Origin of the sequence: Acholeplasma hippikon, assembly GCF_900660755.1 — a bacterium.
Classification (GTDB): domain Bacteria; phylum Bacillota_I; class Bacilli_A; order Acholeplasmatales; family Acholeplasmataceae; genus Acholeplasma; species Acholeplasma hippikon.
In genome coordinates, this window is sequence record NZ_LR215050.1 from 1,180,211 (window position 1) to 1,204,057 (window position 23,847).

A 23,847-nucleotide genomic window follows, 5' to 3' on the forward strand; every position below is an offset into this window, starting at 1 on the left:
TTTATTAAGTAGCACTATGCTTTGGCGCCGATTAGTATTCCTAAACAATATGTGAAAAGGGGTATGGCCATGTTACAAAAAATCAGAAAACGTGATGGAAGAATCGTTCGATTCAACCAAGAAAAGATTCATGATGCAGTGCTTAAAGCATTTATAGCTGCTGGTAAAGATATTAAGAAGGTAGATGATGTTACAACAAGAGCACTCAAAAACATCGATATGAAATATAACGATGTCATTCCGACAGTTGAAAATGTTCAGGATGAAGTTGAGAGGGCACTTATTGGACTTAATCAAACCGAAGTTGCTAAAGCTTACATTCTATATCGTGAGGAACGCAATAGAGTAAGAGATAGAAATACTAGATTAATGCGTACATTTCATGACATTGCATTCTCTAAATCTACAGAGAGTGATCTAAAGAGAGAAAATGCAAACATCAATGGTGATACGCCGATGGGAGCGATGCTTAAATATGGTAGTGAAGGTGCAAAGGAGTTTAACAAGATATTTGTTTTAAATCCAAAGCACGCAAAAGCGCATGAGGAAGGATTAATCCATATTCATGACTTAGATTTCTTAACCTTAACTTTAACTTGTTGTCAAATTGATTTAACTAAGTTATTTACAGGTGGATTCCAAACAGGTCATGGATCATTAAGAGAACCTCAGGATATTAAGACTTATGCAGCACTTGCATGTATCGCAATTCAATCAAACCAAAACGACCAACATGGTGGTCAAAGTATACCTAAGTTTGACTTCGATATGGCAGTAGGGGTAAGAAAAACTTACATTAGACACTTCAAAAACAATTTAGCAAAAGCATTCAAATTCTATGGAATTGATTTAGATGCTAAAGAGTTAGTAACTAAAATTGAAGGAGTACATCAAATTTCACCTAAATTAGGCGATAGAACGATTGATGCATATATCAAACCATATTTAGAAGATGAAATCGAAAAAGACCGTATTTTAGACTTTGCAACAAAAGAAGCACATGAAGAAACTGTAAGAGATACTTACCAAGCAATGGAAAGTTTAGTTCACAACTTAAACACAATGCATTCTAGAGCTGGTGCACAAGTACCATTTTCTTCAATAAACTACGGTACAGATACATCAAATGAAGGTAGATTAGTTATTGAATCAATCTTAAAGGCAACTGATCGTGGATTAGGTAGTGGAGAAACTCCAATCTTCCCTATTCAAATCTTTAAGGTTAAGAAAGGTCTTAACTTTAAAGAAGGAGAACCTAACTATGATTTATTCCAATTAGCAATGAAAACTTCTGCTAAAAGATTGTTTCCCAACTTCTCATTCTTAGATGCACCATTTAATGCGAAGTATTACAAACCAGGTAATCCAGATACTGAGATTGCATATATGGGATGTCGTACAAGAGTTATCGCTAATGTATTCGACCCAGAAAGTGAAGTTGTTACAGGAAGAGGTAACTTAAGTTTTACTTCAATTAACCTTCCGCGTCTTGCAATCTTAAATAAAAAAGAAGAAGCATTCTTCGAAGCATTAGATGAAACGATGGATTTAGTGATTGAACAATTATTAGAAAGATTTGATATTCAAAAAGCACTTCATGTGTATAACTTCCCATTCTTAATGGGGCAAGGTGTATGGCTAGGTAGTGATAAATTAAATCCTGGTGATACGATTGAAGAGGTTATTAAACATGGAACGCTTGCGATAGGGTTTATTGGCCTAGCAGAAACATTAAAAGTCTTAGTTGGTAAGCACCATGGTGAATCAGAAGAAGCACAAGCTTTAGGTTTAAAGATTGTTTCATTCATGAGAGAAAAAATGGATAAAACAGCTCAACAATATAAATTAAACTTCTCACTGATTGCAACTCCAGCTGAAGGTTTATCAGGAAGATTTGTAAATATGGATAAGAAAAAGTTTGGTGTGATTGAAGGTGTTACAAACCATGATTTCTATACAAACTCATTCCATGTACCAGTCTACTATCCAACAGAAGCTTTCCATAAGATTGATGTTGAAGCGCCATATCATGAATTAACAAACGGTGGACATATTACTTATATTGAATTAGATGGTAATCCACAAAATAATTTAAAGGCCTTTGAAGCAATTATTAAATATATGGCTGAAAAAGGAATTGGATATGGATCAATTAATCATTCTGTTGACTATGATCCAGTATGTAAATATGTAGGTATTATTAATGATGAATGTCCAAAGTGTGGAAGGAAAGAAACATTAGATCAGCCATTTGATAGAATCAGAAGAATCACAGGGTATTTAGTAGGTACCTTGGATCGATTCAATGATGCAAAACGAAAAGAAGTCGAAGAACGTGTTAAACACTTCAAATCATGAAATTAGATTAAATGATATGATTTCTGATTCCATCGTTGATGGATTTGGATTAAGGTTCGTTATCTTCACACAAGGATGTAAGTTAAGATGTCTAAATTGTCATAACCCTAAAACACATGATTTAAATGGTGGAAAGATGGTAAATTTAGATGAAATTCAAAGACTATGGAGAAAAAATCCAATTATCCACGGCATCACAATTAGCGGTGGTGAACCATTCTTACAACCTGAAAGTGTAAGTGAATTAGTTAGACGAGCAAAAGCTGATGGTTTAGATGTCATTTGTTATAGCGGGTATACTTATGAAGCCTTGAGAAAGCGAGAATGTAAGTCTACAAATCAGATTTTAGATAAAGCAGATTATTTAATTGATGGACCATATATCCATCAATTAAGAAATCTAAACCTCTTATTTAGAGGAAGCAGTAATCAAAGAATAATTGACTTAAGAAAAACGAAGGAATTAGGTCAAATTGTTTTGTATCAAGAATAAGGAGAGAGAATTATGCTTGTTGTATTTGATAGTTTGACTGGTCAAACAAAAAGATTTGCTAACAACTTAGGTTTTAATACAGTCCACGTCAAATTATATGAGGAAACTGATGATGATATATTTTTGGTTACAAGAAGTATTAACTTTGGACAAATTCCAGAAACAACAAAAGACTTCTTAGAAAACTATAAGCATAAAGTTATAGGTTGTGCAGTCTCAGGCAATATGAACTGGGGGGCAAACTTCGGTATGGCAGGCGTAAAAATAGAAAATATATACAAAATTCCATTGGTTAAGAAGTTTGAAGGTTCTGGTTTTAAATCAGATGTTGAATTTGTTAAAAATTGGATATTAGAGAAAACGAAGAAAGAGGATAAGTGAGTATGGATCAAAGAAAAGATATAATTCCTGAGTGGATAATTCTAAACAATCAAGTAATTGATGAAAATGGAGAATTAAGAGATATTGATAAAGATAAGGCAGCAGCGAAAAGTTACTTCCTTAATGAAATTAATAAGAAGACTCAATTCTTCCATTCATTAGAAGAAAAGTTAGAATATTTAATTGAAAATAATTACTATGAGAAGGAATTTTTAGAAAAATACACGATGGAACAAATCCAAACCGTATTTGATATTGCATACGCTGCAAAATTCCGTTTTCCAACTTACATGGGTGCATTTAAGTTCTATAATGATTATGCCCTTAAGTCTCGCGATGGTAAAAACTTCTTAGAACGCTATGAAGATCGTTTAGCAATAAACGCACTTTACCATGCAAACGGAGATTTTGATAAAGCACGTGGATTAATTCGTTTATTAATTCAACAAGACTTTACACCAGCAACGCCTACACTATTAAACACAGGTAAGAAGATGCGTGGTGAATTTGTTTCATGTTTCTTACTGGAAGCAGGAGATTCATTAAATGATATCTCAAGGATCTCAGAATTCTCAATGCAACTATCTAAGGTTGGTGGAGGGGTTTCAATCAATCTATCAAACCTGCGTGCTAAAGGTGAGGCAATTAAAGGCATTCCTAACGTTTCTAAAGGTGTTGTAGGGGTAGCAAAACTATTAGATAACAACTTTAGATATGCTGACCAAATGGGTCAAAGAACGGGTGCTGGAGCGGTTTACCTAAATGTATTCCATGCTGACATTGAAGACTTCTTATCAACTAAGAAGTTAAATGCGGATGATGATATTCGTGTAAAAACTTTATCAATGGGTGTGGTTATCCCTGATAAATTTATTGAACTTGCTAGAGAAAATAAAGATATGTATGTGTTCTACCCACATACTGTATTCCAAGAATATGGATTAGATTTCGCAGATGTTTCTATTGATATGAATAAATGGTATGACATCTTAGCGGATAATCCAAAGGTCAGAAAACGTAAGGTAAATCCAAGAAAAATCCTTGACATGATAGCATCACTTCAAGGCGAATCAGGATATCCTTATATCATGTTTAGTGATAACGTAAATAAAGTAAACCCATTAGATAGACCAGTTAAGTTCTCAAATCTATGTACTGAAATCTTACAACCAACCATTACATCTCACTATGGTGATTATGGTGCTGGTAATGATGAGATTGGAATGGATATCTCATGTAACTTAGCATCTGGACATATGGGAAACATGATTAAACATAATACAATTAAAGAAACTGTATTTGCTGCAATGGATGTAATGAACTCTGTTTCTAATAATACAGATATTAAACATGTACCAGCTGTTGCAAAAGCAAATAGATTAAATCGTTCAGTTGGATTTGGTATTATGGGTCACCATGGTTTTATTGCTGAAAACTATATATTATATGGAAGTGAAGAAAACTTAGATTTAATCGATGTGTTCTTCAACATGGTTAACTACTATTCATTAGTACACTCAATGAATAAAGCTAAAGAAACTGGTGAAAAGTTCTATCGCTTTGAACAAAGTAAATATGCAGATGGTTCATACTTTGACGGACGAGGACAAATTCTACCTAAGACAGATAAAGTGAAACAAATCTTTAAAGATATTTACATTCCAACAGATAACGATTGGCTACAATTAAAAGAAGATGTCATGACTTATGGATTATATAACTCTCACCGTTTAGCAGTAGCGCCAAATGGATCAATTGGTTATATCATGTCTGCTACACCTTCATTAACACCAATCAAACAATTAGTTGAAGAACGTACTTATGGTAACTCAAAGACTTATTATCCAATGCCTGCATTAGATGTTGCATCATTTATGTATGAAACAGCTTATCGTATGGATAATTTTAAAGTGATTGATGTCATCGCAACCGCTCAAAAGCACGTTGACCAAGGTATCTCATTTGAATTATGTATTACATCAGATATTACAACAAGAGAACTTCAAAAATATTATTTATATGCACATTATCAAGGTATTAAAACACTTTACTACACAAGAACTCAAAAGTTAAAAATTGAAGAATGTGAATCATGTGCGGTCTAAGGGGATAAAAACATGGCAGAGAAAATTAAAAGACTTGTTAAACAAAAAGTTGAAACACCTTATGAAGGTGCTAACTGGAATACCAATGAAGATGAGTATACTCAATCTTTTTATGAACAAAACTTAAGCCAATTTTGGCGTCCTGAAGACATTTCCCTTCAACCAGACTTAAACGTTTGGAGTGCATTAAGTGATGATATCAAATTAGCTTACGCAAGAAACTTATTAGTGTTAACGTTCTTAGATACTTATCAAGGTGATATTGGTATGCCAGTTGTAGGACGCAGCATTGATGAAAGATTCCATCAAAGAAAAGCTGTGATCAATTACATGGCAGCGATGGAAAATGCGATTCATGCGAAAAGTTACTCTAATATCTTTATGACTTATATGACAACACCGGAGATTGATGATTTATTCCGTTGGGGTGAAAAACACGCTAACTTACAAAACATTATGAAGCTGATTGTTGGTGAATATAAAGCACTTGATAAAATGAATTATAAAAAACAATTCATGGAAGATGATCCATCATTTAATGAACGTGAATTTGAAGTTCAACAATGGAAGGCAATGGTTGCCTCAGTCTTCTTAGAAACTTGGTTATTCTACTCAGGTTTCTATTACCCACTATTTTTCTATGGTCAAGGTAAACTCATGCAAGCGGGGGAAATTATTAACCTTATCTTACGTGATGAATCAATCCATGGATTATATGTTGGTCGTCTAGCTCAAGAAATTTATGAAACATTCCCAGTTGACTTACAAGATGAACTTCAAGGATGGATGAATAAATTCTTACTTGATTTATATCATGAAGTTGGTGAATTAATTGAAAGTATTTATGATGCAGTAGAATTAACACATGATGTTAAAATCTTTGTTAGATATAATGCCAACAAAGCCTTAATGAACTTAGGGTTTGAACCATACTTTGAACATGAAGATGTTAACCCAGTTGTCTTAAACGGTTTAAATACTGAAACAAAGACAATGGATAACTTCTCAATGAAGGGTAATGGTTACCAAAAGATGAAGAGTGAAATGTTAAAAGACTCTGATTTCTATTTTACAAATGAGAAAATTATTAAATTCGGAGAAGAAAAATGAGTGTAATTTTATTAACTAAAAACGATTGTCCACAATGTAACCAACTAAAAATGTTTTTAAAGTTTGGACTAAATGGTAAATATGATAGTGATATCCAAATTGTTAACAAAGAAGCCAATACTGAAGAATTTGAGAAATTAACAAGTCAATATGGCGTCTTAACATTACCTACATTTATTGCAGGTGATGATGTATTATCTAAAACTCAACCAACACCAGTGGTTGCGTTCTTAGAAAAACATATTGGTAAAAAATAAAAGAAAAATAAGGCAATCCTTGTGGATTGCCTTATTTTTCTTTATACATTGATTCTTTTAAAGCTTCAAGAAGAATGTTTGTCGTATCTGTACCATACTCCCAGAACATTAAGCCAGCTAGCCCTTCACGTTTAATCCACTGTGCTTTTTCAGCAATTGAACGAGGGTTATCAAAACTAATGAATTCTGTACCATCTGTTTTATATATATAAGGAACACTGGCACGTTCGTCATAAGCAGTAATATAATCTGGATTGTTCATGATTTGAACAATTTCATTATAGAAAACTGAACCAGCATTGGTGAACGAACCATAAGTGTTTCCAGTTTTTGTTCGCACTTGACGAATACCGTAGAATGCTAAACCAACAATTAACTTACTATCTGGAACACCTAAGTTATTAAATAATTGAACAGATTCGGCAATTGAAGTTGATGAAGTTGTTGCACCTAATTGTAGTGTTGAATTATGCCAAGATGTTGCAGCTTTTAATGGGTTTTGGTAACGTCCACCGTTATTAACTAATCCATACATCATCATGTTGACATAATCTAAATATTGATTAGAGTTTTCTAAATCGTAACGAGGCATTTGCCATTGACCACCAGCAATAGCAGCAGTAACTAAGTGATTAGGGTTATTGGCCTTAACTTTTTCATAAACTGTTTTTGCGAGTTTAGTGAAGTTAGTCTTTTCACTTGAAGTTGGTGTTTCCCAGTCTAAATCAACGCCGTGGAATCCATATTCATTAATGATTTCAACAAGTTGATCAGCCATACGATTGATTTTTTCTTGGCTTCTTGCAACCTCAGACCAAACACTTGGTTCAGAAGCAGGACCAACAACTAAGACAACATAGTTACCATAAGCTTTCGCTCGTGGCATGATTTCTGTTGCTACATTATTTAAGTAAGCAGTACCTTTTAGATTTCCATTTGTGTCTAAATCAATAAATGCTGCATTAATAATGTCTAATGTTTCGAATAATAAATCTGGTAAGCTACTATAACTTCTATAAATATAACCACTTGCGATACCATTACTAAATGATTTCATCATTCTCACTTCGGTTTTATAAGTATATTGATAGGTAGAACCATCACTTTTTGTGATCTTGGCAGTTAATGTTACTTCATCATCATTAAATGAGTTATTAAACTTACCGGTCTTAGAGATGACAGATTCGTTACTTGATTCCCAGTTAATTGTGTAGTCACTATATGCTAGAGGTAGTTTTAAATCTTTGTCAGTGAACTGAGGAATAATTGAATTTAAATAGTTGTTTAAACTTTCAATTGACATGCCACCATACTGAGCAGTTAATTCTTTTACATAATTATCTGTTTTAGCAGTATAAGGTGTAAATGTTTCAATCACATTCACTCCATCAAACCAACCAACAAAGTCAAATTGTGCCTTTTGAGGTGTTGGTAAGATAAATTCTTCATTTAAGTAAATTTGATAATTAGCTTCGTTATTTGAATTCGTATAAACATAAGCTGTTGTTGCAGTTTCTAAATCGTTATCTAAACTTACAATCGAATTTAATGAAGAAGTAGTAAATAATGATTTTAATTCACTGTTTGTCTCAATATCAGCGTTTTGATAATGTAAAGCTAAGATAAAATCATAATCTGGAAGATCTAAGGCTTCAATTGCCTTATCACGTGGATCAACAAAGACAACTTTGTAGATATCTAAGGATGTTTCATATTTTAAGAATAATTTGTAGTACCATCTTAAACCTGTAGAAACATTTGTAAAGATAGTTATATCTCTTGATTCTTCATCATTATGAGATATATTATCAAATGTAAATGAAGGTGTAATATGAACTAAATCCTCTTTATGCCATAAACCACCATCTGAATTTAACTTAAGTAAAGTTGTGATTTTTTCGCTTTTCTTCATAAAGTCTTTAGCTTTAAAGTTATAAATTAATTCGTTATTTGAAATTGTATATTTATTTTTATTGATTGTCTTACCATTAACTTTTAAACCATAGCTAGAAAATATCGAATCTAATTTGATTGTTAATGAAATAAAGTTTGATAATAAATCGATTCTTGCTTCTAATCCATCTGAAATTTCAGTTACTTGGTAGTTTTCTAAATCTACAGTAACATTAATTTTTGGTGAGTTATCATTAAAGTTTACACAAGCAACTAATGTTGGAATTAAAAGAAGCATTAATAGTATAGATAGAATCTTTTTCATGCAATACCCCCTTGTAGCATAAGTTATGTCTACTCATAGTTTATTACATATTTAGTAAAATATGTATACTTTGGAACATTATTTTCATATTAAAAAAACAATATGTAATAAAAAAAGGCTAATCTAGCCTTCAATTCAAATCCGAATTTCGTATAATAATTCAACAGATTCTTCACTTGCGATACGGTTTTTTCTTACCCCTTTATGTTCATTTTCAATCATTCCAAGTTTTTCCATTACACGGCGACTTGGTAGGTTACGCTCATCGCAATGAGCAACCACTTTTTTAAAGTTAATCCTTTTGGCTAATGTTAAGATTTCAAATGCTGCTTCAGTCACAAAACCTTTATTTTGATAATCTTTATGAAGTACCCAACCCAGTTCAGCCTCATCACTATTTAGCCTGTATAAGCCAATTTCGCCGATATGTTTATCCTCAAAAACAATTGCAAATTCATAGTTATCTGGATTATTATTTTCCCAGTTATAAACTGCATTTTGTAAAGAAAGTAAAGTTTCTTCGATTCTTAATTTTGGTAGAAATAACATGTATTGATTAGATACTTCATCTTTCGCGTAATCATGTTTAGTATCTAAATCATTTAATGTGAGTGGTCTAAGTAGTAGTCTATTTGTGTGTAGTTCCATATATGCCTCAATAGTGATTAAAATCACCATAAAATATTTTTTATAAAGTAATTATTTATATTTTAGAAATTCTGGATTTTCAATAAAGTTTCCAGAAGCATCTCTTAATAATGGAAGAACCTCAAGGATTGCATCATTATTAATTGGCCCATAAATATGAGGAAACTCTAGATTAAGTTTCTTACTCATTTCATAAATTAATGGCGAAGTTAGTTTATTTTCATCTAATAAAAGTAGTACGAATGATTTATCCATACTAAATTTATTTAAGATAATAGGAAGTGTTTCAATGGTTGAGTTATGTATGAAGCCATCTTTTATAAGTTCAGCTTCGCCCCAATGTTTTAAATTTCTAACACTTTCCCAATATGTTTTTTCTATACATTTAATAATCATATTATTCAGCTAATAAATAGAACTTAATATCTTCGTCTTCATTAACAAACTTTACGCGAATATCCTCACCTTTAGTTACTAATTTAACTTTGACAGTACGGTTTGTTCCTTTTTTTTTCCCTTCTGTTTTTGCTTTTAATTCAAAACCAGATTCTACAACTTTCATTTTGATATCTTCATTAGATTCAACCAATTTGATTGTCATAATTTTATTTTTTCTAACGTTATTTAAAAAATCTTTCTTTTCCATGTTTTCACCTACGAAAATATTATACCTTCAAAGTTAAAAAAAGAAGCAAGTATTTATGACTTGCTTCGTTTATAGATTAAGAAACCGGGTTGATTAATTTTACCCTTAGCTTTTAAGGCAACATCAGGGAACGTATGGAGTGAGAACTGATCATCTAAAGTATCTAAATAATGGAACACTTTATCAGCCACTAAATTCAATTTTTCAACATCCTTAATATTAAAAGGATAATATAAAACAAAGTGTGTAGAATGTGCAGTATTATAAGTTTTTGTTCCTACAGCGAGTGCAATTACTTCTGGTGAGTCTTTAACAAGATTAATCACCTGATTGATAATTTCTTGATTGGTGTATTGTTCTAACTTATCATTTAATTTAAAACTAAACACTTTTTGAAGTTCCATTGAATTATCTAGTTTTTTGGTTTGGATACTACGAATAAAATCGCGTCCTTCTACATTGCCCATCTTCATATAGTAATCCCCTAAAACATGAATTGCATTTAACATGTATTCAGAGTTTTCTTTTTCAACAACTTTTAATAAGTATGCTTCACCTTGAGGGTCAAAATAATGTGTTAAATAGATAAGTCCAACAAAATAGTTTTCTGCTTCTTTTTCTGGATACTTTTCTAATACAAGATGTGCGACTCTTAAATATTCTTCAAAGTCCCACATACTATATGCTGTTTGAAGATGACGCATGATTTCAGTAGAACTAACATCAACGTTTTTCTTATAAGATTCTTTATCCTTTAAATACTTTTCATAAGATTCTTTGAACCCATTTGAAGTTTTTAAGAACCCATTATTAAAGAAAATATTTAAGAATTTTAAAACGTCTTGATCAAAATCGTGTTGATCAGTTAAATCTAAACTAATATTTGAAACATTAAATTTATCACGTCGATTCTTAATTGTTGGATGTGTTGTAAAACGAGGATCTAAATGATTTAAAGAAATATAATCATATATAGAAATTCTTTCATTATAGTGTTTTATTAGATAAGTATTTAATTGATCCATTAATTCTTTTGTGAAGCCATTTTCTTTAATCGCTTCATCGAAAACATCAGGGAAGAAGTAATTAGAGAGTAAATCTAAGCCAAATCCTTTTATCGATGCTTGAATGTAATCTTTTTGTTTATGTTTTGATAATACAAAATCATCAGCCAAGTTTTCTGCATAAATCATACTAAGTTCATTTTCAAGTACTGCTTCAGCTTGAAGCTTACCATATAAAGGCGATAAAAATCTAAATACATTTTTTGGTAGTAAACGATCTAACTTCGCTTGGTACTTATAGATTTTTGTTGTATAATTCGTGTCTTTATTTTTGAAGTGTGCAATCTCATGATAGAGAATTGATTTAATTTCACTTCTTGTTAAATTTTTAAGTAAGACAAAACCGGTTGCTATATATAATTTTTTATTGTGTTCAGCAATTGAACAGTTTCCACTAAATGTGATTTCAGCTTGAAACTTCATATCGATATTTTCTTCTTTTAAAACCTCAGCAATTAAAGCTTCAACATCTGAATATCGTTCATAAGGTGGTAGAGGTTTTTCTTTAGGTTGTAAGAAATAAATCAGGTTAATTGATAAAATCAATGTAATCAATAAAGTAAGTATCAATAAGATAATTGAAATTTTAGATTGAAGACTAGAATCGGGGAAATTTGCTAAAGACATTCCCGATACAAAGGCAGCTAAAATGAATAAAACAAGCATACATATTGTATAAAAATATGTCACGCGATAAAGTTTTAATGTTTTTCTTCTAACTTCTTTAAGATCGGTTACTTCCGATTTCTTTTTTAACATGAAATCTAAATATTCTTCTGATTTTTTAATATCGTACTTTTTTGTAATTTTGCGTGATATAAAATAATTAAGAATGAGTAAAACATATAAAACAAAATTAATTTCTAAAGAAAGTCTAAAACTTAAATCAGAATTAAATTTACCAACATAGTTTCCAGTTAAGACTAAAGCAATGTAAAAAAAGACTAGAAGATAAAAACTTAGTACTTTCAAAAGTGTCGTTTTCATGTTATTTTGCATATGTTCCACCAATGTGTATCGTTAATATTATTATAACAGTAGATGTATAAATAATAAAAAAGATATCCGAAGATACCTTTTTACTCAATAATATCGATGAATTGGGCTTCTATATAATCCTTTAAGTGATAGGAGTTCAACTCAATTTGATAACCAACTTTACCAGCTGATACATAAATATGATCAAATAGGATAGCCGTATCATTGATAATTGTTTTAAATTTCTTTTTCATGCCAATTGGTGAACAGCCACCATGAATGTAACCAGTTAATGGAAGTAGCTCTTTCTGTGGAATCATTTCAATTGATTTAACACCAACCGCTTTAGCAGCTTTTTTTAAATCTAATTGTTCAGATACCGGCACACAAAAAACATAATAGTTTTTATCGTGTCCTCGTGTTACAAGAGTTTTAAAGACGCTATCTAAGTCTTCACCTAGCATCTTAGCAATCTTTTCTCCATCAGTGACATCTTTACTATATTCATGTGGGATATATTCAATTTTAGCCGCATCTAATAGACGCATAACATTAGTTTTTTCCATGACAATATTATAGACCCGAATATAAGAATTTAAAAGATTTATGTAAAAAATAAAAAAAACTGACACATCATGTATCAGTTAATAATTATCTAAATGGCGGGGGCAACAGGATTCGAACCCATACAAACGGTTTTGGAGTCCAATGAATATAATGCACATCATCTGATGTGTATTTTTATTTATTTCAAGGAGTGTTATTAATGTTTGAATGTATTATTGAAAAGTTAAATGCAGAACTTGAAGTTAATAAACTTGGTGATTATAGAAAATTTAAGTTTGTTCAAAAACAACTTAACTCTAAAGAAAATGCTATTAAATTCTTTATTGAAATTCTTAATTATAAAAAATGGAAAGTTAATAAAATCGTGTATCGCATAGAATACGAAAAAAGACTTTATCAAATCAAAAAAAATTCATATCTACCACAATGATAGAAAGAGTCTATTAAATTTAAAAGTATGTGTGGTAGCATACCAAGAAGTTAATAGACTCTTTGTGTTATGCATTCTTGTTATTCTTCTTTCCCCTTATGGATCTACTTAGTAACTCCTATCGCTAAGTGGATTCTGGATGTGGTTGAATAATCGATTCGCCTCCATGTGAGTCTTAGTCAACCATATCCAGAATTTAAAATAGATTCACATGGAGGAATAAGGGAAATGAAAAAGCAATTTGTCACTGCAACTTTTATCAGTGATATAATCTCACTCAATGATGATACTGGAAAGTATGAGCCTATTGGAAAGTTTTATGCACGTGATGGAAAAGGCTACGTAGCTTGCGATAATACAACTGGCGATGCATGGACTGAATTTTTCGACAGTAGGGAAGAAGCCATTAAATGGCTAGATAATAAAGATCCAATTTATATTGGTCAAACAGTCATTAATAAGATTACTAATAAAAAAATGAAAGTTACCAGATATGATGGATAAAATGTTGAAATATATAAAAAACAATAGGTGAAATTGTTAATGATAATAAGTTACGCAAACCACATTATGGGTGCATTAAAATAAAAAAACGCTACATAGAAAGAGAAAAATGAGTTTACCTGGTAACTCTCTCTACCAGGTAGATTCTTAAAGTAAATTTTAAAAGGGATTTATTTTAAAAATCTAAAGAATAATGAAAGGGAATAAGAATGAGTCATACACTGGATAAGTTAACTAAATTAGAACTTAATAAAGTGATGAGCGCACGTAAAGGCGTAGCTTTAAAGTTCGATAAATACTTATTATCACTAGATGCATCAGAATCTAGTATTTTACTCTATTCAGGCTTATTCTTTTTAGTTCCTAGACCAATTAGAAAATCATTCCACAAACACAATCATCCAGTTAAAATGAAGAAATCTAAGGAAGAAGTTTATAAGACTTTAGGTATCTCAAGAACTCAATTTTATAGATCAATTAATGAGCTAGAGAAATTAGGTCTAGTTACTACTGTGGCAACTAAGTATGGCGTTTCATATTACAACCTTAACTATAACCTAGATGCAACAACTGAAAGTTCATCTGAAGCATTTATTACAACAGATATGCTTCAAAATAAATATGTAACAACTAAACAAAATAAACAAAAGACATTTTCGGCTAATGCACGTATCGTATTAGGTAAATTAACTCGTTTATCTCAGCAAAGAGCTAATAGAACTGTTGAAACAACTGCTAAAGATTTAAGCAGTTCTTTTGGCTTATCAAAATCAACTATGTATTACTTATTAAAACAATTCACAGAAACTGGATTAATTGAAGCTAATAAAGTTGAAGCTTGTATCTATACATTAGTGCTTTTAGATCACTATGTTTCTAAACAAAGACAGCACAATCAAGAAGTTATTGATAAACGTGCTAACTTCATTAAATTCTTATATAAAGAACCAACTAGAGCAGAAAGTGATGCCATTGATAGAATCTTTAATAGCATAAAATAAACCCTTATTTTAAGGGTTGTTTAGCGTTATATATAAGACTTCAAACGACTAAAAAAGTCTTTAAAAATAGCAAATTCAACTACAAATAAGAGAAAAATAGCGATTGATTAACACTCGAAAATCTGGGTGTTTTATTTTTCATCAATATTAGTCCAAAAATGGAACAATCAGTATAAAAAAGAGATTTATATGTCATATATTTCTAAAAATGGGACATATATATATATGAGTTAAATAAAATAGTTTAATAATTAAATGAATTCTAAGGGCAAGCCCTTGAATTCGTTTTAAAACAAGAAAGGAAGTGCGCTCAGTGAAAAAGTCATTCTTTAAATATACATCATAACTTACAACTAACCACTGAATGACTTTTGGCCGCCTTATGTTCACTTCGTTCACGCACTTACTGGCCGAAAAGAAAAAGCGTGGGACACTTAGGGGTTTTACCCCTCTACCGTTCCCACACCCTAGGTGTCACCCCATGTATTCTTAAAATTATGCTTGGACTTGGTTTAATTGCAATTTTAGTGCAAAAAAGAGATCCATCATCTCTTTCTATAGTTTTAATTCATTGTAAGGAATTGTTATTTCATTATGTTTATGAACCTGATCAGAGTAAGTTATTTTCAAGTAACAATCTTTGTAGTTATAATTAATGCCAAATTTAATTAAATCTTTTATATCTTTTTCCATATTTTTCCCCCTTTCATGTAATGTTGTACTATTTTTTAAATAAAAGTTGGTCAGCTAATTTGAAAGTTAGTTTTTTTAAAGTTACCTTTAAAGCATGATACCTAGTATCAAATACTTATGAAAGGAACTTTAATCATGGCAAAACGTAAGAGTTTAGCAACTAATAAAATTTTATTAGCTGTTTTAATCATTGTAGGGATTTTCCTATTCATGATGATGCTTGTGCCACAGATTCCAACTTCTGCAGAGACTCCTGAGTCATTGATGAAATTCATCGAATGGTTTGTTGATCTACGCAGTCACTTTGAACAGTATGTTGGATTATACGCATTAATTATCGCTGTTCTTGGTGTGGGTGGTTATTTCGTAGTTAAGTCTAAATAATTTAATACTGTAGGCCGTTGGTTTTAATCAATGGCCTTTAAGTGTTATCTAAGAAAGGAGTTCATCTTATGTTAAAGAAATTAATACTTCTCTTAGGTGCATTTGGTTTATTACTCTTTGTATGTTTATATGACTTCACGCCTACACAAGCTGTGATACCAGATGAACCAATAAATCATAGTCCAATTGAAAATAGTGCCGACAGTTCAAGGTCAGTTCTAAAGCTTGTGCATACATTACAAGGAAACAATCAAATGTTAAATAAGACAGCAAGCGCTGTTGTTATTCATGAAGATGAAACTTACTATTATGCAATAACCAACTATCACGTTTTAGATAAAGATAATTATGAAACTGTTGCACTAGATCTATATGATTATCTGGGCAATCAATACCAAGCATCAAAGATTTCATTAAACCAGGCACAACAATTAATTTCAGAAATTTATGATTTAGGTTTAATAAAGTTTGAAAAACTAGCTAGTGAATTTGTGATTCCAGATGTAAGAACAAATCCATTAAATTCAACTGTTTTATTGACTGCTGTGGGCTATCCAAACGGCACTAGGTCAATAACTAATGGTTACTATCAAAACATGGTAAATATCGAGAATTTTCCGTTCCAGGTGATTAGTCATAACGTATCAATCACACATGGAAATAGTGGTGGTGGCTTGTTTGATGCTTCTGGGAAACTTGTTGGGATTAATGTTGCAGCTGCGCTAGATCTAAATGGGGATTTAGTTCAAAGTTATGCAATTCCAACAAGCAAAGTTTTAGAGTATTTAAGTTTATTTAATTTATAAAATTAGAAAGTAGGGATTTATATGAATAAAAAATTACTAAGTTTATTAATGGTATTTTGTTCACTAATTGGGGTGGCATTAACCACGCAAAAAACATTTGCTGCTAATAGTGCTTCAGAAATAACAATAAATGGGGAATCATATACTAACTTTATTATTGATTATGATGGTAACGGAAATTATGGCTACACTGTTTATTTAGATGGTGTAGCATATCCTGGTGGATTAATAGGTCTAATTGATGATTATGCTGATTCTTTTACTAATCCAAATATTGACTATGGTCTCGAGATTAAAGGCGCAGCAAATCAACCAATTACAATCACCGGAACTGGTTCAGTAAATAGAGTTCACATCAATTATGACGGAACTAAAATTGATATTTACTTAGATGGCGTTAAATATTCGGGTGGACTTTCAACATATATTGATGATTTTGCAACAGAAATTTCAAATCCATACGCTGTATATGCAATTATGATTTCATCAAACTTACGCCCAGTTATTAGTGGGCAAGAAACATTTGTTACTTCAGTTGATGATCCTAAACCGTTATCCTTCTTCCAAGGTTACTTAACAGCTATTGATGAAACAGATGGTAACATCACTAACAATATTTATGTTGTATCAGACAATTACACAACAAATAAGTCAATTTTAGGAACTTATACAGTTGTGTTTGGGGTTAAGGACAGCGCAAACAATGAATCAACACTTGAAGTTAAAATTTCAGTTGTCGATGTCACAAAACCAGTGATTACAGGTAACTCATCAAAAGTTCAAATTTCTTATACTCAAACATGGAATGTAGAAAATTTTAGATCAACATTAACTGTATCAGATAACTATGCAACAATGAACAATAGTCATATTGTTGTTAAAACTGATGGATACACATCAAATAAAACTAATTTAGGAACATATAACGTTGTGTTCTCAGCTACTGACCCTTCTGGTAATGAAACAACATTCACAAAACAGGTTGAAGTTATTGATGATATTGCGCCTGTATTTAGTGGTCCAACAGTACTTACAAAACCAAGCACATCAATTTTATCTGTAAATGAAATCAAAGCACAATTAACAGCTACAGATGCTAAAGAAGGTAACAAGACATCACAAATCACAGTATTTGAAGATAACTACACTGGAAATGGTAACCGAGTAGGTAACTACACAATTACATTCCAGGTATCAGACTCTAAAGGTAATAGAGCAACTCACGTAGTAACTGTTTCTGTGCAAGATAACATTCCACCAGTTTGGTATATCCAAGATGGCGTGTCATTTAAGCTTGTCCAACCAGCAACATTAACAAGACAACAAATCATTAACTTATTAGTAGCAACTGGACAATTAAATGTTTCAGCTACAACTCAAATTAATTTCTTAGTTGATGAGTATTCAGGAAACGAAACAACTCCAGGTGTTTATACAGTAAGTATTGGATATTCAAATACTGCTGGAAATGAAGGCGTTCATACAATTGCTATTACAGTATTAGATCAAGAAGATTCTAATCCAATTGTAGTGAATCCAGATAAGACAATTCTTGATAACATTGTTGAGTTCATTTCAAGTCCGACTGGTATTGTAACAATTGTTGCAGTTGCTGGTTTAGGATTCATTTTAATTGCTACAAACAACAAAAAAACTTATAGAAGAAAAAAATAATGCAACAGGGGTAAATTAATTTTTACCCCCTTGCAATTTTGCGAGGTTCAACTATGAAAAAAATATTCTCATTTCTATCACTTCTGTTATGTATTCCAATCTTACTAGCTAATACCGTTCCAGTCGTTCCTGGAACAACAACTTATGCTTATAACGAGTTTAGTGAAGAATGGAGTGAACAAGGAAATTACTACTATTTTACTGGTAGTATTTTCCATTCAAATGGTAGTTCAGATGATTATTATATCGTTGATTTTAATCTACCAACAAATGCAGTGATTGAATATAGAAACTCTAATACACTCCAAAATCATGGAACTAATAATGAATGGGTTAGAGTAGATAAGTATGATCCACAACAAAATGGTTATTCTAGATTTAGAATGCGTGTGATGTATTTTGCTGCATGGGGTGGATATTATGAAGTAAACCAAACCACTGTTGATAGCATTAACAATGACGGCAAATTTTTAGGAACTTACATTGTGGGTGAGAATTTTAGTTTTGAAATTCGTTACTACCTTGCAATTGTAGATAATCCAACTGAATTTGATTCAGTCCAAGATTTACCAATGACTGCAGAAAATGTGCTGGGTAATGTATATTTCACTGTTAATGGAAATGAAGTCATTGTTACTATCTGGTATGATGGCACGCCTTACACTTTAAAATATAATTTTAGTTCACAAACTGATATGACTATTTTTGATGCTGAAGAAATTTACTTCATGAAACGCAGCAATAAACCACAAATCTTTATTAATCTAACTAAAGACAGATTATATCTAAGAGATATGTTATCTGCAGGAAGTGATAAAAAGCCAGCATTCGTTCCACATGTTATTTGGGACTTAAATACAAATACCATAACTAAAATGGAAAAGTATAACGCTTATGCTTATGTTAAACAAAACAATCAAGGTGCTTTAATAGCTTATTATTATGTTGATGAATTCATCATGGATAATATTATTTCAACAACCTTAAGCTACACTTCTAGACAACGATCAGATGAATGGTTTGGACTGGTTACAAGATATACAGATTGGAAGACATTTATCTGGAGCCACACAAGTGAAGATACTTTACACTATAGAAACTTAACAAGCACATGGGAATGGATGATTCCTGGATACAATTTAATTTTCTTAGGATTAAGAGCTACGACTTATTATGAGATGCCTAGAATTCAAGCATTAGATTTTACTAATTTACCAAGTTATTACAACGTATCTAAACAAGAAATTGAAGCCGAATATCAAAAAGTAAATGCTTCATTTACACAGTTAAAAGACAACCCAAGATATAAAGTCTGGGCATTTGCGCTGCAAGAAGGTAAAGAGTTCGAACTAGGTTGGTTTGGTAAGATTCAAACCGAATTTTATAACAATCCAGATAATCCAGATGATCCAAAGAATTTAAAGATTATTGAGATTGTTTATAAAACAGATGACAAGCTTTACACTACAGTTGGAAAAGATATGAATCTTTTAATCACTGTTGAACCTAAAGTTGATGGCATCGCAAACGAAGATAATAAAGAATTTTCACCTTTATTAATTCCGTTAATCATCTTTGTTTTATCACTAGCAATTGGCTTTACTAAGGGGCAGTTAATCACTAGAAATGGATTCAACTTTAAATACGTGGTTGGTTCATTGATTCTATCAATTTTGGTTTATTTTGTCGTAGTTAATTGGACTAGCATTATAAAATCGTTGGTGATCTATCCATGGTTGAAGTAGTTGAAATTGCTAAAAAGTATTTAGGTTCGTTAAGTCCTGCAATTATTCTATTATTTTCTATTCTAGCAACTGCTGGATTTATTAAATGGAGCGCACGATTAGCTGATTCATTTAGAACAATTATGAAGCACCCTGCTTATGTGATTTTAGTATTAATTGTTGCAGCTGTTTTATTCTACTTTTACTTCAAATTTGCTGCGCCATTATTGGAGTAATCATATGGATAAAGTGGACAAATATATAGATTGGTTATTTAACTTCATAGATACATATCAAAAGAAAATTAAAAGTCTTGTTGAATTTTTATCAAATATAACTGTTAAGCTAATGAGTTTTCATAATAGTTTAATTCAGTTTTACATTCAAGTATTTAGTGATTTTTCAAAGTTTGCACGTTATACAACATATCCAATTCACTGGGCTTTAATTCTCTATGATTTATGGCGAATGAAACCAGATAAAGAAAAACTACCAATCTTCGAAGTTGGTGCGCACTATATTTATGGTAAGCCTGGAAGTGGTAAATCTACGATGACTTATCATGCGATGATGGACTATGCCTATTTAACTGGTAAGGTAAGCTTAACGACTGCACAAATGGAGTTGCCTAGAATTAACTTATCTGGAGCAAGTTACTATTTACATCAAAGATTTAAGCCTTCTGATCTATTCATTGATGGCGAACAAAAATATGCAATTGATACCAAGAAATTTAACTTCATTGTTTATGAAGAAATGCTTACACAATATAACCAAAGAAATAACAAAGAATCAAAATATAACAATGAATTTTTACCATTAATTGGTGCATTAGGAACACAGCGCCATCAAGGAATTGACTTGTTCTACTTCATTTCACAACTTCCAAAAGGAGATATTCAATTGATGCAATTATTAAATTGGTATCATGAACCAAAAGTTAAAAAGGGATTTGATTATAAGTATTGGTTAGAAACTGGTAAATATAGATTTGTTATTAAGGGTTGGCGAATTAAATCATTTAAAGTTACACCTAAAGGCAGTGGCGAATATGAACTTACCAATAAACGTGTTTGGTTCTATGAGAATACACTCCAGGAAGAAATGAGATACTTCAACCCACTTAACATGAAAAAAGACTTTGAAAATAAACCTATTCTAAAACTGGAGGCAAAACCATAATGAACACTGACTTAATATATTCATTTATTCAAATCTTAATAATTGTTGTAATTCTCGTTTCATGTTATGCATTATTTTGGTGGGGGTTATTTATTCCTATCAGAAAGAAACAAGCTTTAGATCGAGAACTTGATGATAAACGAAAAGAACTTGAACAAATCCAAATTCAAAAAGGGGTTGAATGGGAAAGTTATAAGGATTTGCAAAACCAGTTTGAAGCCATGAGAAAAGAGTATTTTGCGAATAAAAACAAACTTGAAGAAATCAAGGAAGAAAATGCAAAACTTGAAGCAGATAAAATTAAGCTTAAAGATACTCTAGCAGCATTGAAGAAAGAAAAGGATAAGACAAAATAAAAAATGGCATATATATATTCTTATATATATGCCGTTATCTTTATTGTTGTTTTTTTCTGTGTAATTGATATTTTATAACTTCACTTGAAAAGTGACATAAAATGCTGTTTAATATGGCTGATATATCAATTATAACTGGTTGCGCAACCTTTCTAATATGAAAGGAAAAGAAGAATGACAATCAAAGAATTAACTGAAAAACATTTGAATAAAATTGCTTTAGAACTATCTAAAGGAACATATGAACACTATAAGTCACACTATCAACATCTAGTATCTTGGTGCGAAAAAAATGAAGTTATTAATGTTGAAGATCTAACAGAATCAAAACTTACAAAATATATTTTTGAAATGAAAGAAGTTTGTAGCAATAGAACTATAAACATGAGAATAGGAAATCTTCAGAGATGTTATAGGGCGTTTGGAATAGAATTTGAATATTTGCAAAGAATACCTAAACTAAAACAGAGATTAGTTACATATGATTATATTGAGCTTGCTGATATAAGGAGAATGAGAAAATATTTCTATTCTTTACCTATGACCGAGAGAAATATATATGAAGCTGCAGTGTTTTTAATTTTAATGGAAACGGGCTGTAGAAGAACAGAGCTTATTAATATTGAAAAGAAGAATATTGATTTCGAATATAATTTAATTAAATTTACAAAAACAAAAACATTTGAAGATAGAATTGTTCCGTTTAAAGAAAAAACAGCTCCAATTATTCAAGAGCTGTGTAAAATGAATACTGATAAATATTTATTTGTAAATCCAAATACAAATAAACAAATGACTAAATCAGATTTAGAAAATTTGATGAGGAAATACAAAAGAAAATTTAATTTTGAAAAATTTCATGCACATATGTTTAGGCACAGTTTTGCAACAATAATGATTGACTCTGGTGTTGATAGAAAGACCTTGCAAAGAATGACTGGACATAGTGATGGGAAGTCGTTAGACAGGTATATACATATCAGACAAAGTAAAATTATGTCAGATTACAAAGATAAGTTTTTAATTGATTAAAATTAAACATCCCAATTAACTGTAATTTTTTCAAATATCTTTGAATAGAAAAGCAAATCATCGGCTGAGCATTTAAACAAGTTACATAGGTTGATTATTTGTGTGGAGTTCAACGGAAGCGTATTCCTTTCCATTTGAAGATAAACTGACTCAGGAACATTTAAAAAATTTGCAACATCCATAGATGAATAATTATATTTAGATCTAAAATATCTAAGTGAGTTAAGGTGTAATGATTTATTCTTTTTATAACTGATTTCATACATCATGTGGAAATAGGCTTTGACTGTTGTATCAATTCCAATACTATACCAATTTTCTATTACTTTACTTAAATAAGTTTTATTTGTGAAATGACCATTTTTACTCATAAGAGTATAGAAAAGGACACAGTTCATAATTCCTGGTTCAATAGGCAATATTGATCCATAATAATATTCCATGAAAAAATCTATTGCATTTTTTTTATTATAGATAGTTAAATTTAGTGAAAAGTTTTCTAATATGTGAATGAAGTTTTTTTCGTTAGAAAAGTATTCTATATCTTTAGTATTCAAAAATTGATGATATACATAATCATCATAACTTTGAATAGGAAAAACATTAGTTGGTTTGGGTTTAAATTTAAGTAGTTGAGTTTGGCGGATTCTTAAGGAAAGATTACGCTTCATCATCATCCCATCCTTTAGTTGCGACTTCATATATTCCGCGAATTCCAAATAAATCATTTGGAGTGCATTTGAACAAATCACATAATTGTAGGATTTGCTTTGCATTAGCTATTGATTTGCCTTTCTCCAAAGCCCAATAGTTTGCTTGTGTCATATCTAGTAATTTAGCAATATCTCGTTGACTTAACTTAGCGGCCTCTCTAAATTCCTTCAGTTTAGGTAATTCCATAGATAACCTCCGTTTTCTTTTGACAAATTTAATTTATCAAATACATTGACATCACGACAGTTTTGATTTATCATAAAGATGAAATGACAATTTAAAACGGTCATTAAGTCTCAAAATATAGCTGCATTATATTGCAGCTCTCGTTAATAATATAATGGCGGGGGCAACAGGATTCGAACCCATACAAACGGTTTTGGAGACCGGTGTGCTACCGTTGACACCATGCCCCCTCGCGCTTTAATAGTATAGCATAATAAAAAAATGATTTCAATATCAAAAAAAAATAAAAAAAGCCAAGTAAATACTTGATATGATACCTCTAAAGTAGACACAGGA

General features: G+C 31.1%; 26 protein-coding genes and 1 tRNA gene. 17 read left to right on the forward strand and 10 right to left on the reverse strand.

Annotation, left to right across the window (positions count from 1 at the left end; genetic code table 11):
* Positions 1-69: 69 nt before the first annotated feature.
* From EXC59_RS05815 to EXC59_RS05840, 6 genes are read left to right on the forward strand one after another with little or no spacing between them, the layout of a single operon-like run.
* On the forward strand, positions 70-2,358 hold the full coding sequence (locus EXC59_RS05815) for an anaerobic ribonucleoside triphosphate reductase (protein ID WP_162164093.1): 2,289 nt from the start codon (positions 70-72) through the stop codon (positions 2,356-2,358).
* 16 nt (positions 2,359-2,374) lie between these two features.
* Complete coding sequence (gene nrdG / locus EXC59_RS05820; RefSeq protein WP_035370120.1) at positions 2,375-2,851, forward strand: anaerobic ribonucleoside-triphosphate reductase activating protein; 477 nt, start codon at positions 2,375-2,377, stop codon at positions 2,849-2,851.
* Between the two features lie 12 nt (positions 2,852-2,863).
* Positions 2,864-3,232: a class Ib ribonucleoside-diphosphate reductase assembly flavoprotein NrdI gene (gene nrdI, locus EXC59_RS05825; RefSeq protein WP_162164094.1), complete on the forward strand. Its 369-nt coding sequence runs from the start codon at positions 2,864-2,866 to the stop codon at positions 3,230-3,232.
* A 2-nt stretch (positions 3,233-3,234) separates the two neighbouring features.
* Entirely contained in the window at positions 3,235-5,337 is a 2,103-nt protein-coding gene (gene nrdE / locus EXC59_RS05830; RefSeq protein WP_162849177.1) for a class 1b ribonucleoside-diphosphate reductase subunit alpha, read from the forward strand.
* A 12-nt stretch (positions 5,338-5,349) separates the two neighbouring features.
* Entirely contained in the window at positions 5,350-6,447 is a 1,098-nt protein-coding gene (gene nrdF, locus EXC59_RS05835) for a class 1b ribonucleoside-diphosphate reductase subunit beta (RefSeq protein ID WP_162164095.1), read from the forward strand.
* The gene (locus EXC59_RS05840) at positions 6,444-6,704 is read left to right on the forward strand and encodes a glutaredoxin family protein (RefSeq protein WP_035370094.1); all 261 of its coding nucleotides are present in this window, start codon (positions 6,444-6,446) and stop codon (positions 6,702-6,704) included. Before nrdF ends, EXC59_RS05840 begins: the two co-directional genes overlap by 4 nt.
* Before the next feature lie 31 nt (positions 6,705-6,735).
* On the opposite strand, the gene EXC59_RS05845 is transcribed toward EXC59_RS05840, so the two are convergent.
* The 6 genes from EXC59_RS05845 to ybaK form a co-directional block, all read right to left on the reverse strand.
* Positions 6,736-8,922, reverse strand: a complete 2,187-nt coding sequence (locus tag EXC59_RS05845) for a glycoside hydrolase family 18 protein (protein WP_035370095.1) — start codon at positions 8,920-8,922, stop codon at positions 6,736-6,738.
* Between the two features lie 135 nt (positions 8,923-9,057).
* On the reverse strand, positions 9,058-9,570 hold the full coding sequence (locus tag EXC59_RS05850) for a GNAT family N-acetyltransferase (RefSeq protein ID WP_162164096.1): 513 nt from the start codon (positions 9,568-9,570) through the stop codon (positions 9,058-9,060).
* 51 nt (positions 9,571-9,621) lie between these two features.
* Positions 9,622-9,966: a DUF952 domain-containing protein gene (locus EXC59_RS05855; protein ID WP_035370096.1), complete on the reverse strand. Its 345-nt coding sequence runs from the start codon at positions 9,964-9,966 to the stop codon at positions 9,622-9,624.
* Between the two features lies 1 nt (position 9,967).
* Positions 9,968-10,216: a hypothetical protein gene (locus EXC59_RS05860; RefSeq protein ID WP_035370097.1), complete on the reverse strand. Its 249-nt coding sequence runs from the start codon at positions 10,214-10,216 to the stop codon at positions 9,968-9,970.
* Positions 10,217-10,269: 53 nt separating this feature from the next.
* Positions 10,270-12,279 carry a M48 family metalloprotease gene (locus tag EXC59_RS05865; protein WP_035370098.1) on the reverse strand — a complete coding sequence of 670 codons (2,010 nt, stop codon included), beginning with the start codon at positions 12,277-12,279 and terminating at the stop codon, positions 10,270-10,272.
* A gap of 80 nt (positions 12,280-12,359) precedes the next feature.
* Positions 12,360-12,824: a Cys-tRNA(Pro) deacylase gene (gene ybaK, locus EXC59_RS05870; RefSeq protein WP_035370099.1), complete on the reverse strand. Its 465-nt coding sequence runs from the start codon at positions 12,822-12,824 to the stop codon at positions 12,360-12,362.
* Positions 12,825-13,024: 200 nt separating this feature from the next.
* Here ybaK and EXC59_RS05875 point away from each other — a divergent pair, with 200 nt between their 5' ends.
* The 3 genes from EXC59_RS05875 to EXC59_RS05885 all read left to right on the forward strand — a co-directional run bounded on the left by EXC59_RS05875 (position 13,025) and on the right by EXC59_RS05885 (position 14,760).
* Positions 13,025-13,255, forward strand: a complete 231-nt coding sequence (locus EXC59_RS05875) for a hypothetical protein (RefSeq protein WP_162164097.1) — start codon at positions 13,025-13,027, stop codon at positions 13,253-13,255.
* Positions 13,256-13,483: 228 nt separating this feature from the next.
* Complete coding sequence (locus EXC59_RS05880) at positions 13,484-13,759, forward strand: hypothetical protein (protein WP_035370102.1); 276 nt, start codon at positions 13,484-13,486, stop codon at positions 13,757-13,759.
* Between the two features lie 209 nt (positions 13,760-13,968).
* A complete protein-coding gene (locus tag EXC59_RS05885) occupies positions 13,969-14,760 on the forward strand; it encodes a hypothetical protein (protein ID WP_035370103.1) in 792 nt (263 codons plus the stop codon).
* Between the two features lie 555 nt (positions 14,761-15,315).
* Here the strand turns inward: EXC59_RS05885 and EXC59_RS07140 are convergent.
* On the reverse strand, positions 15,316-15,453 hold the full coding sequence (locus EXC59_RS07140) for a hypothetical protein (RefSeq protein ID WP_156952797.1): 138 nt from the start codon (positions 15,451-15,453) through the stop codon (positions 15,316-15,318).
* A 117-nt stretch (positions 15,454-15,570) separates the two neighbouring features.
* On the opposite strand from EXC59_RS07140, the gene EXC59_RS05890 reads away from it, so the two are divergent.
* The 8 genes from EXC59_RS05890 (at position 15,571) to EXC59_RS05925 (ending at position 22,611) form a co-directional block, all read left to right on the forward strand.
* Positions 15,571-15,837 carry a hypothetical protein gene (locus EXC59_RS05890; RefSeq protein ID WP_162849178.1) on the forward strand — a complete coding sequence of 89 codons (267 nt, stop codon included), beginning with the start codon at positions 15,571-15,573 and terminating at the stop codon, positions 15,835-15,837.
* A gap of 68 nt (positions 15,838-15,905) precedes the next feature.
* Positions 15,906-16,643, forward strand: a complete 738-nt coding sequence (locus EXC59_RS05895; RefSeq protein ID WP_035370105.1) for a S1 family peptidase — start codon at positions 15,906-15,908, stop codon at positions 16,641-16,643.
* A 21-nt stretch (positions 16,644-16,664) separates the two neighbouring features.
* A complete protein-coding gene (locus tag EXC59_RS05900) occupies positions 16,665-18,317 on the forward strand; it encodes a DUF5011/hyalin repeat domain-containing protein (protein ID WP_035370106.1) in 1,653 nt (550 codons plus the stop codon).
* 53 nt (positions 18,318-18,370) lie between these two features.
* Positions 18,371-20,062 carry a hypothetical protein gene (locus EXC59_RS05905; RefSeq protein WP_035370107.1) on the forward strand — a complete coding sequence of 564 codons (1,692 nt, stop codon included), beginning with the start codon at positions 18,371-18,373 and terminating at the stop codon, positions 20,060-20,062.
* Positions 20,050-20,277, forward strand: coding sequence for a hypothetical protein (locus EXC59_RS05910; protein ID WP_035370108.1), 228 nt, complete (start codon positions 20,050-20,052; stop codon positions 20,275-20,277). Before EXC59_RS05905 ends, EXC59_RS05910 begins: the two co-directional genes overlap by 13 nt.
* A gap of 4 nt (positions 20,278-20,281) precedes the next feature.
* Positions 20,282-21,223 (forward strand): hypothetical protein, encoded by a 942-nt coding sequence (locus EXC59_RS05915; RefSeq protein WP_035370109.1) that lies wholly within the window; start codon positions 20,282-20,284, stop codon positions 21,221-21,223.
* Positions 21,223-21,579 carry a hypothetical protein gene (locus tag EXC59_RS05920; protein WP_035370110.1) on the forward strand — a complete coding sequence of 119 codons (357 nt, stop codon included), beginning with the start codon at positions 21,223-21,225 and terminating at the stop codon, positions 21,577-21,579. Before EXC59_RS05915 ends, EXC59_RS05920 begins: the two co-directional genes overlap by 1 nt.
* 174 nt (positions 21,580-21,753) lie before the next feature.
* Positions 21,754-22,611, forward strand: a complete 858-nt coding sequence (locus EXC59_RS05925; RefSeq protein WP_035370111.1) for a tyrosine-type recombinase/integrase — start codon at positions 21,754-21,756, stop codon at positions 22,609-22,611.
* A 2-nt stretch (positions 22,612-22,613) separates the two neighbouring features.
* Here the strand turns inward: EXC59_RS05925 and EXC59_RS05930 are convergent, their stop codons facing one another.
* The 3 genes from EXC59_RS05930 to EXC59_RS05940 form a co-directional block, all read right to left on the reverse strand.
* Positions 22,614-23,285 (reverse strand): DnaD domain protein, encoded by a 672-nt coding sequence (locus EXC59_RS05930; protein WP_035370112.1) that lies wholly within the window; start codon positions 23,283-23,285, stop codon positions 22,614-22,616.
* On the reverse strand, positions 23,272-23,511 hold the full coding sequence (locus EXC59_RS05935) for a helix-turn-helix transcriptional regulator (RefSeq protein WP_035370113.1): 240 nt from the start codon (positions 23,509-23,511) through the stop codon (positions 23,272-23,274). The genes EXC59_RS05930 and EXC59_RS05935 overlap by 14 nt, the downstream gene beginning before the upstream one ends.
* Before the next feature lie 155 nt (positions 23,512-23,666).
* Positions 23,667-23,741 (reverse strand) — tRNA-Trp (locus tag EXC59_RS05940).
* Between the last annotated feature and the right edge of the window lie 106 nt (positions 23,742-23,847).

Bases quoted from the DNA above. Each gene is read 5' to 3' on its own strand.
- EXC59_RS05815 (WP_162164093.1), top strand. From the start codon at position 70: ATGTTACAAAAAATCAGAAAACGTGATGGAAGAATCGTTCGATTCAAC.
- nrdG (WP_035370120.1), top strand. From the start codon at position 2,375: ATGATTTCTGATTCCATCGTTGATGGATTTGGATTAAGGTTCGTTATC.
- nrdI (WP_162164094.1), top strand. From the start codon at position 2,864: ATGCTTGTTGTATTTGATAGTTTGACTGGTCAAACAAAAAGATTTGCT.
- nrdE (WP_162849177.1), top strand. From the start codon at position 3,235: ATGGATCAAAGAAAAGATATAATTCCTGAGTGGATAATTCTAAACAAT.
- nrdF (WP_162164095.1), top strand. From the start codon at position 5,350: ATGGCAGAGAAAATTAAAAGACTTGTTAAACAAAAAGTTGAAACACCT.
- EXC59_RS05840 (WP_035370094.1), top strand. From the start codon at position 6,444: ATGAGTGTAATTTTATTAACTAAAAACGATTGTCCACAATGTAACCAA.
- EXC59_RS05845 (WP_035370095.1), bottom strand. From the start codon at position 8,922: ATGAAAAAGATTCTATCTATACTATTAATGCTTCTTTTAATTCCAACA.
- EXC59_RS05850 (WP_162164096.1), bottom strand. From the start codon at position 9,570: ATGGAACTACACACAAATAGACTACTACTTAGACCACTCACATTAAAT.
- EXC59_RS05855 (WP_035370096.1), bottom strand. From the start codon at position 9,966: ATGATTATTAAATGTATAGAAAAAACATATTGGGAAAGTGTTAGAAAT.
- EXC59_RS05860 (WP_035370097.1), bottom strand. From the start codon at position 10,216: ATGGAAAAGAAAGATTTTTTAAATAACGTTAGAAAAAATAAAATTATG.
- EXC59_RS05865 (WP_035370098.1), bottom strand. From the start codon at position 12,279: ATGCAAAATAACATGAAAACGACACTTTTGAAAGTACTAAGTTTTTAT.
- ybaK (WP_035370099.1), bottom strand. From the start codon at position 12,824: ATGGAAAAAACTAATGTTATGCGTCTATTAGATGCGGCTAAAATTGAA.
- EXC59_RS05875 (WP_162164097.1), top strand. From the start codon at position 13,025: ATGTTTGAATGTATTATTGAAAAGTTAAATGCAGAACTTGAAGTTAAT.
- EXC59_RS05880 (WP_035370102.1), top strand. From the start codon at position 13,484: ATGAAAAAGCAATTTGTCACTGCAACTTTTATCAGTGATATAATCTCA.
- EXC59_RS05885 (WP_035370103.1), top strand. From the start codon at position 13,969: ATGAGTCATACACTGGATAAGTTAACTAAATTAGAACTTAATAAAGTG.
- EXC59_RS07140 (WP_156952797.1), bottom strand. From the start codon at position 15,453: ATGGAAAAAGATATAAAAGATTTAATTAAATTTGGCATTAATTATAAC.
- EXC59_RS05890 (WP_162849178.1), top strand. From the start codon at position 15,571: ATGAAAGGAACTTTAATCATGGCAAAACGTAAGAGTTTAGCAACTAAT.
- EXC59_RS05895 (WP_035370105.1), top strand. From the start codon at position 15,906: ATGTTAAAGAAATTAATACTTCTCTTAGGTGCATTTGGTTTATTACTC.
- EXC59_RS05900 (WP_035370106.1), top strand. From the start codon at position 16,665: ATGAATAAAAAATTACTAAGTTTATTAATGGTATTTTGTTCACTAATT.
- EXC59_RS05905 (WP_035370107.1), top strand. From the start codon at position 18,371: ATGAAAAAAATATTCTCATTTCTATCACTTCTGTTATGTATTCCAATC.
- EXC59_RS05910 (WP_035370108.1), top strand. From the start codon at position 20,050: ATGGTTGAAGTAGTTGAAATTGCTAAAAAGTATTTAGGTTCGTTAAGT.
- EXC59_RS05915 (WP_035370109.1), top strand. From the start codon at position 20,282: ATGGATAAAGTGGACAAATATATAGATTGGTTATTTAACTTCATAGAT.
- EXC59_RS05920 (WP_035370110.1), top strand. From the start codon at position 21,223: ATGAACACTGACTTAATATATTCATTTATTCAAATCTTAATAATTGTT.
- EXC59_RS05925 (WP_035370111.1), top strand. From the start codon at position 21,754: ATGACAATCAAAGAATTAACTGAAAAACATTTGAATAAAATTGCTTTA.
- EXC59_RS05930 (WP_035370112.1), bottom strand. From the start codon at position 23,285: ATGATGAAGCGTAATCTTTCCTTAAGAATCCGCCAAACTCAACTACTT.
- EXC59_RS05935 (WP_035370113.1), bottom strand. From the start codon at position 23,511: ATGGAATTACCTAAACTGAAGGAATTTAGAGAGGCCGCTAAGTTAAGT.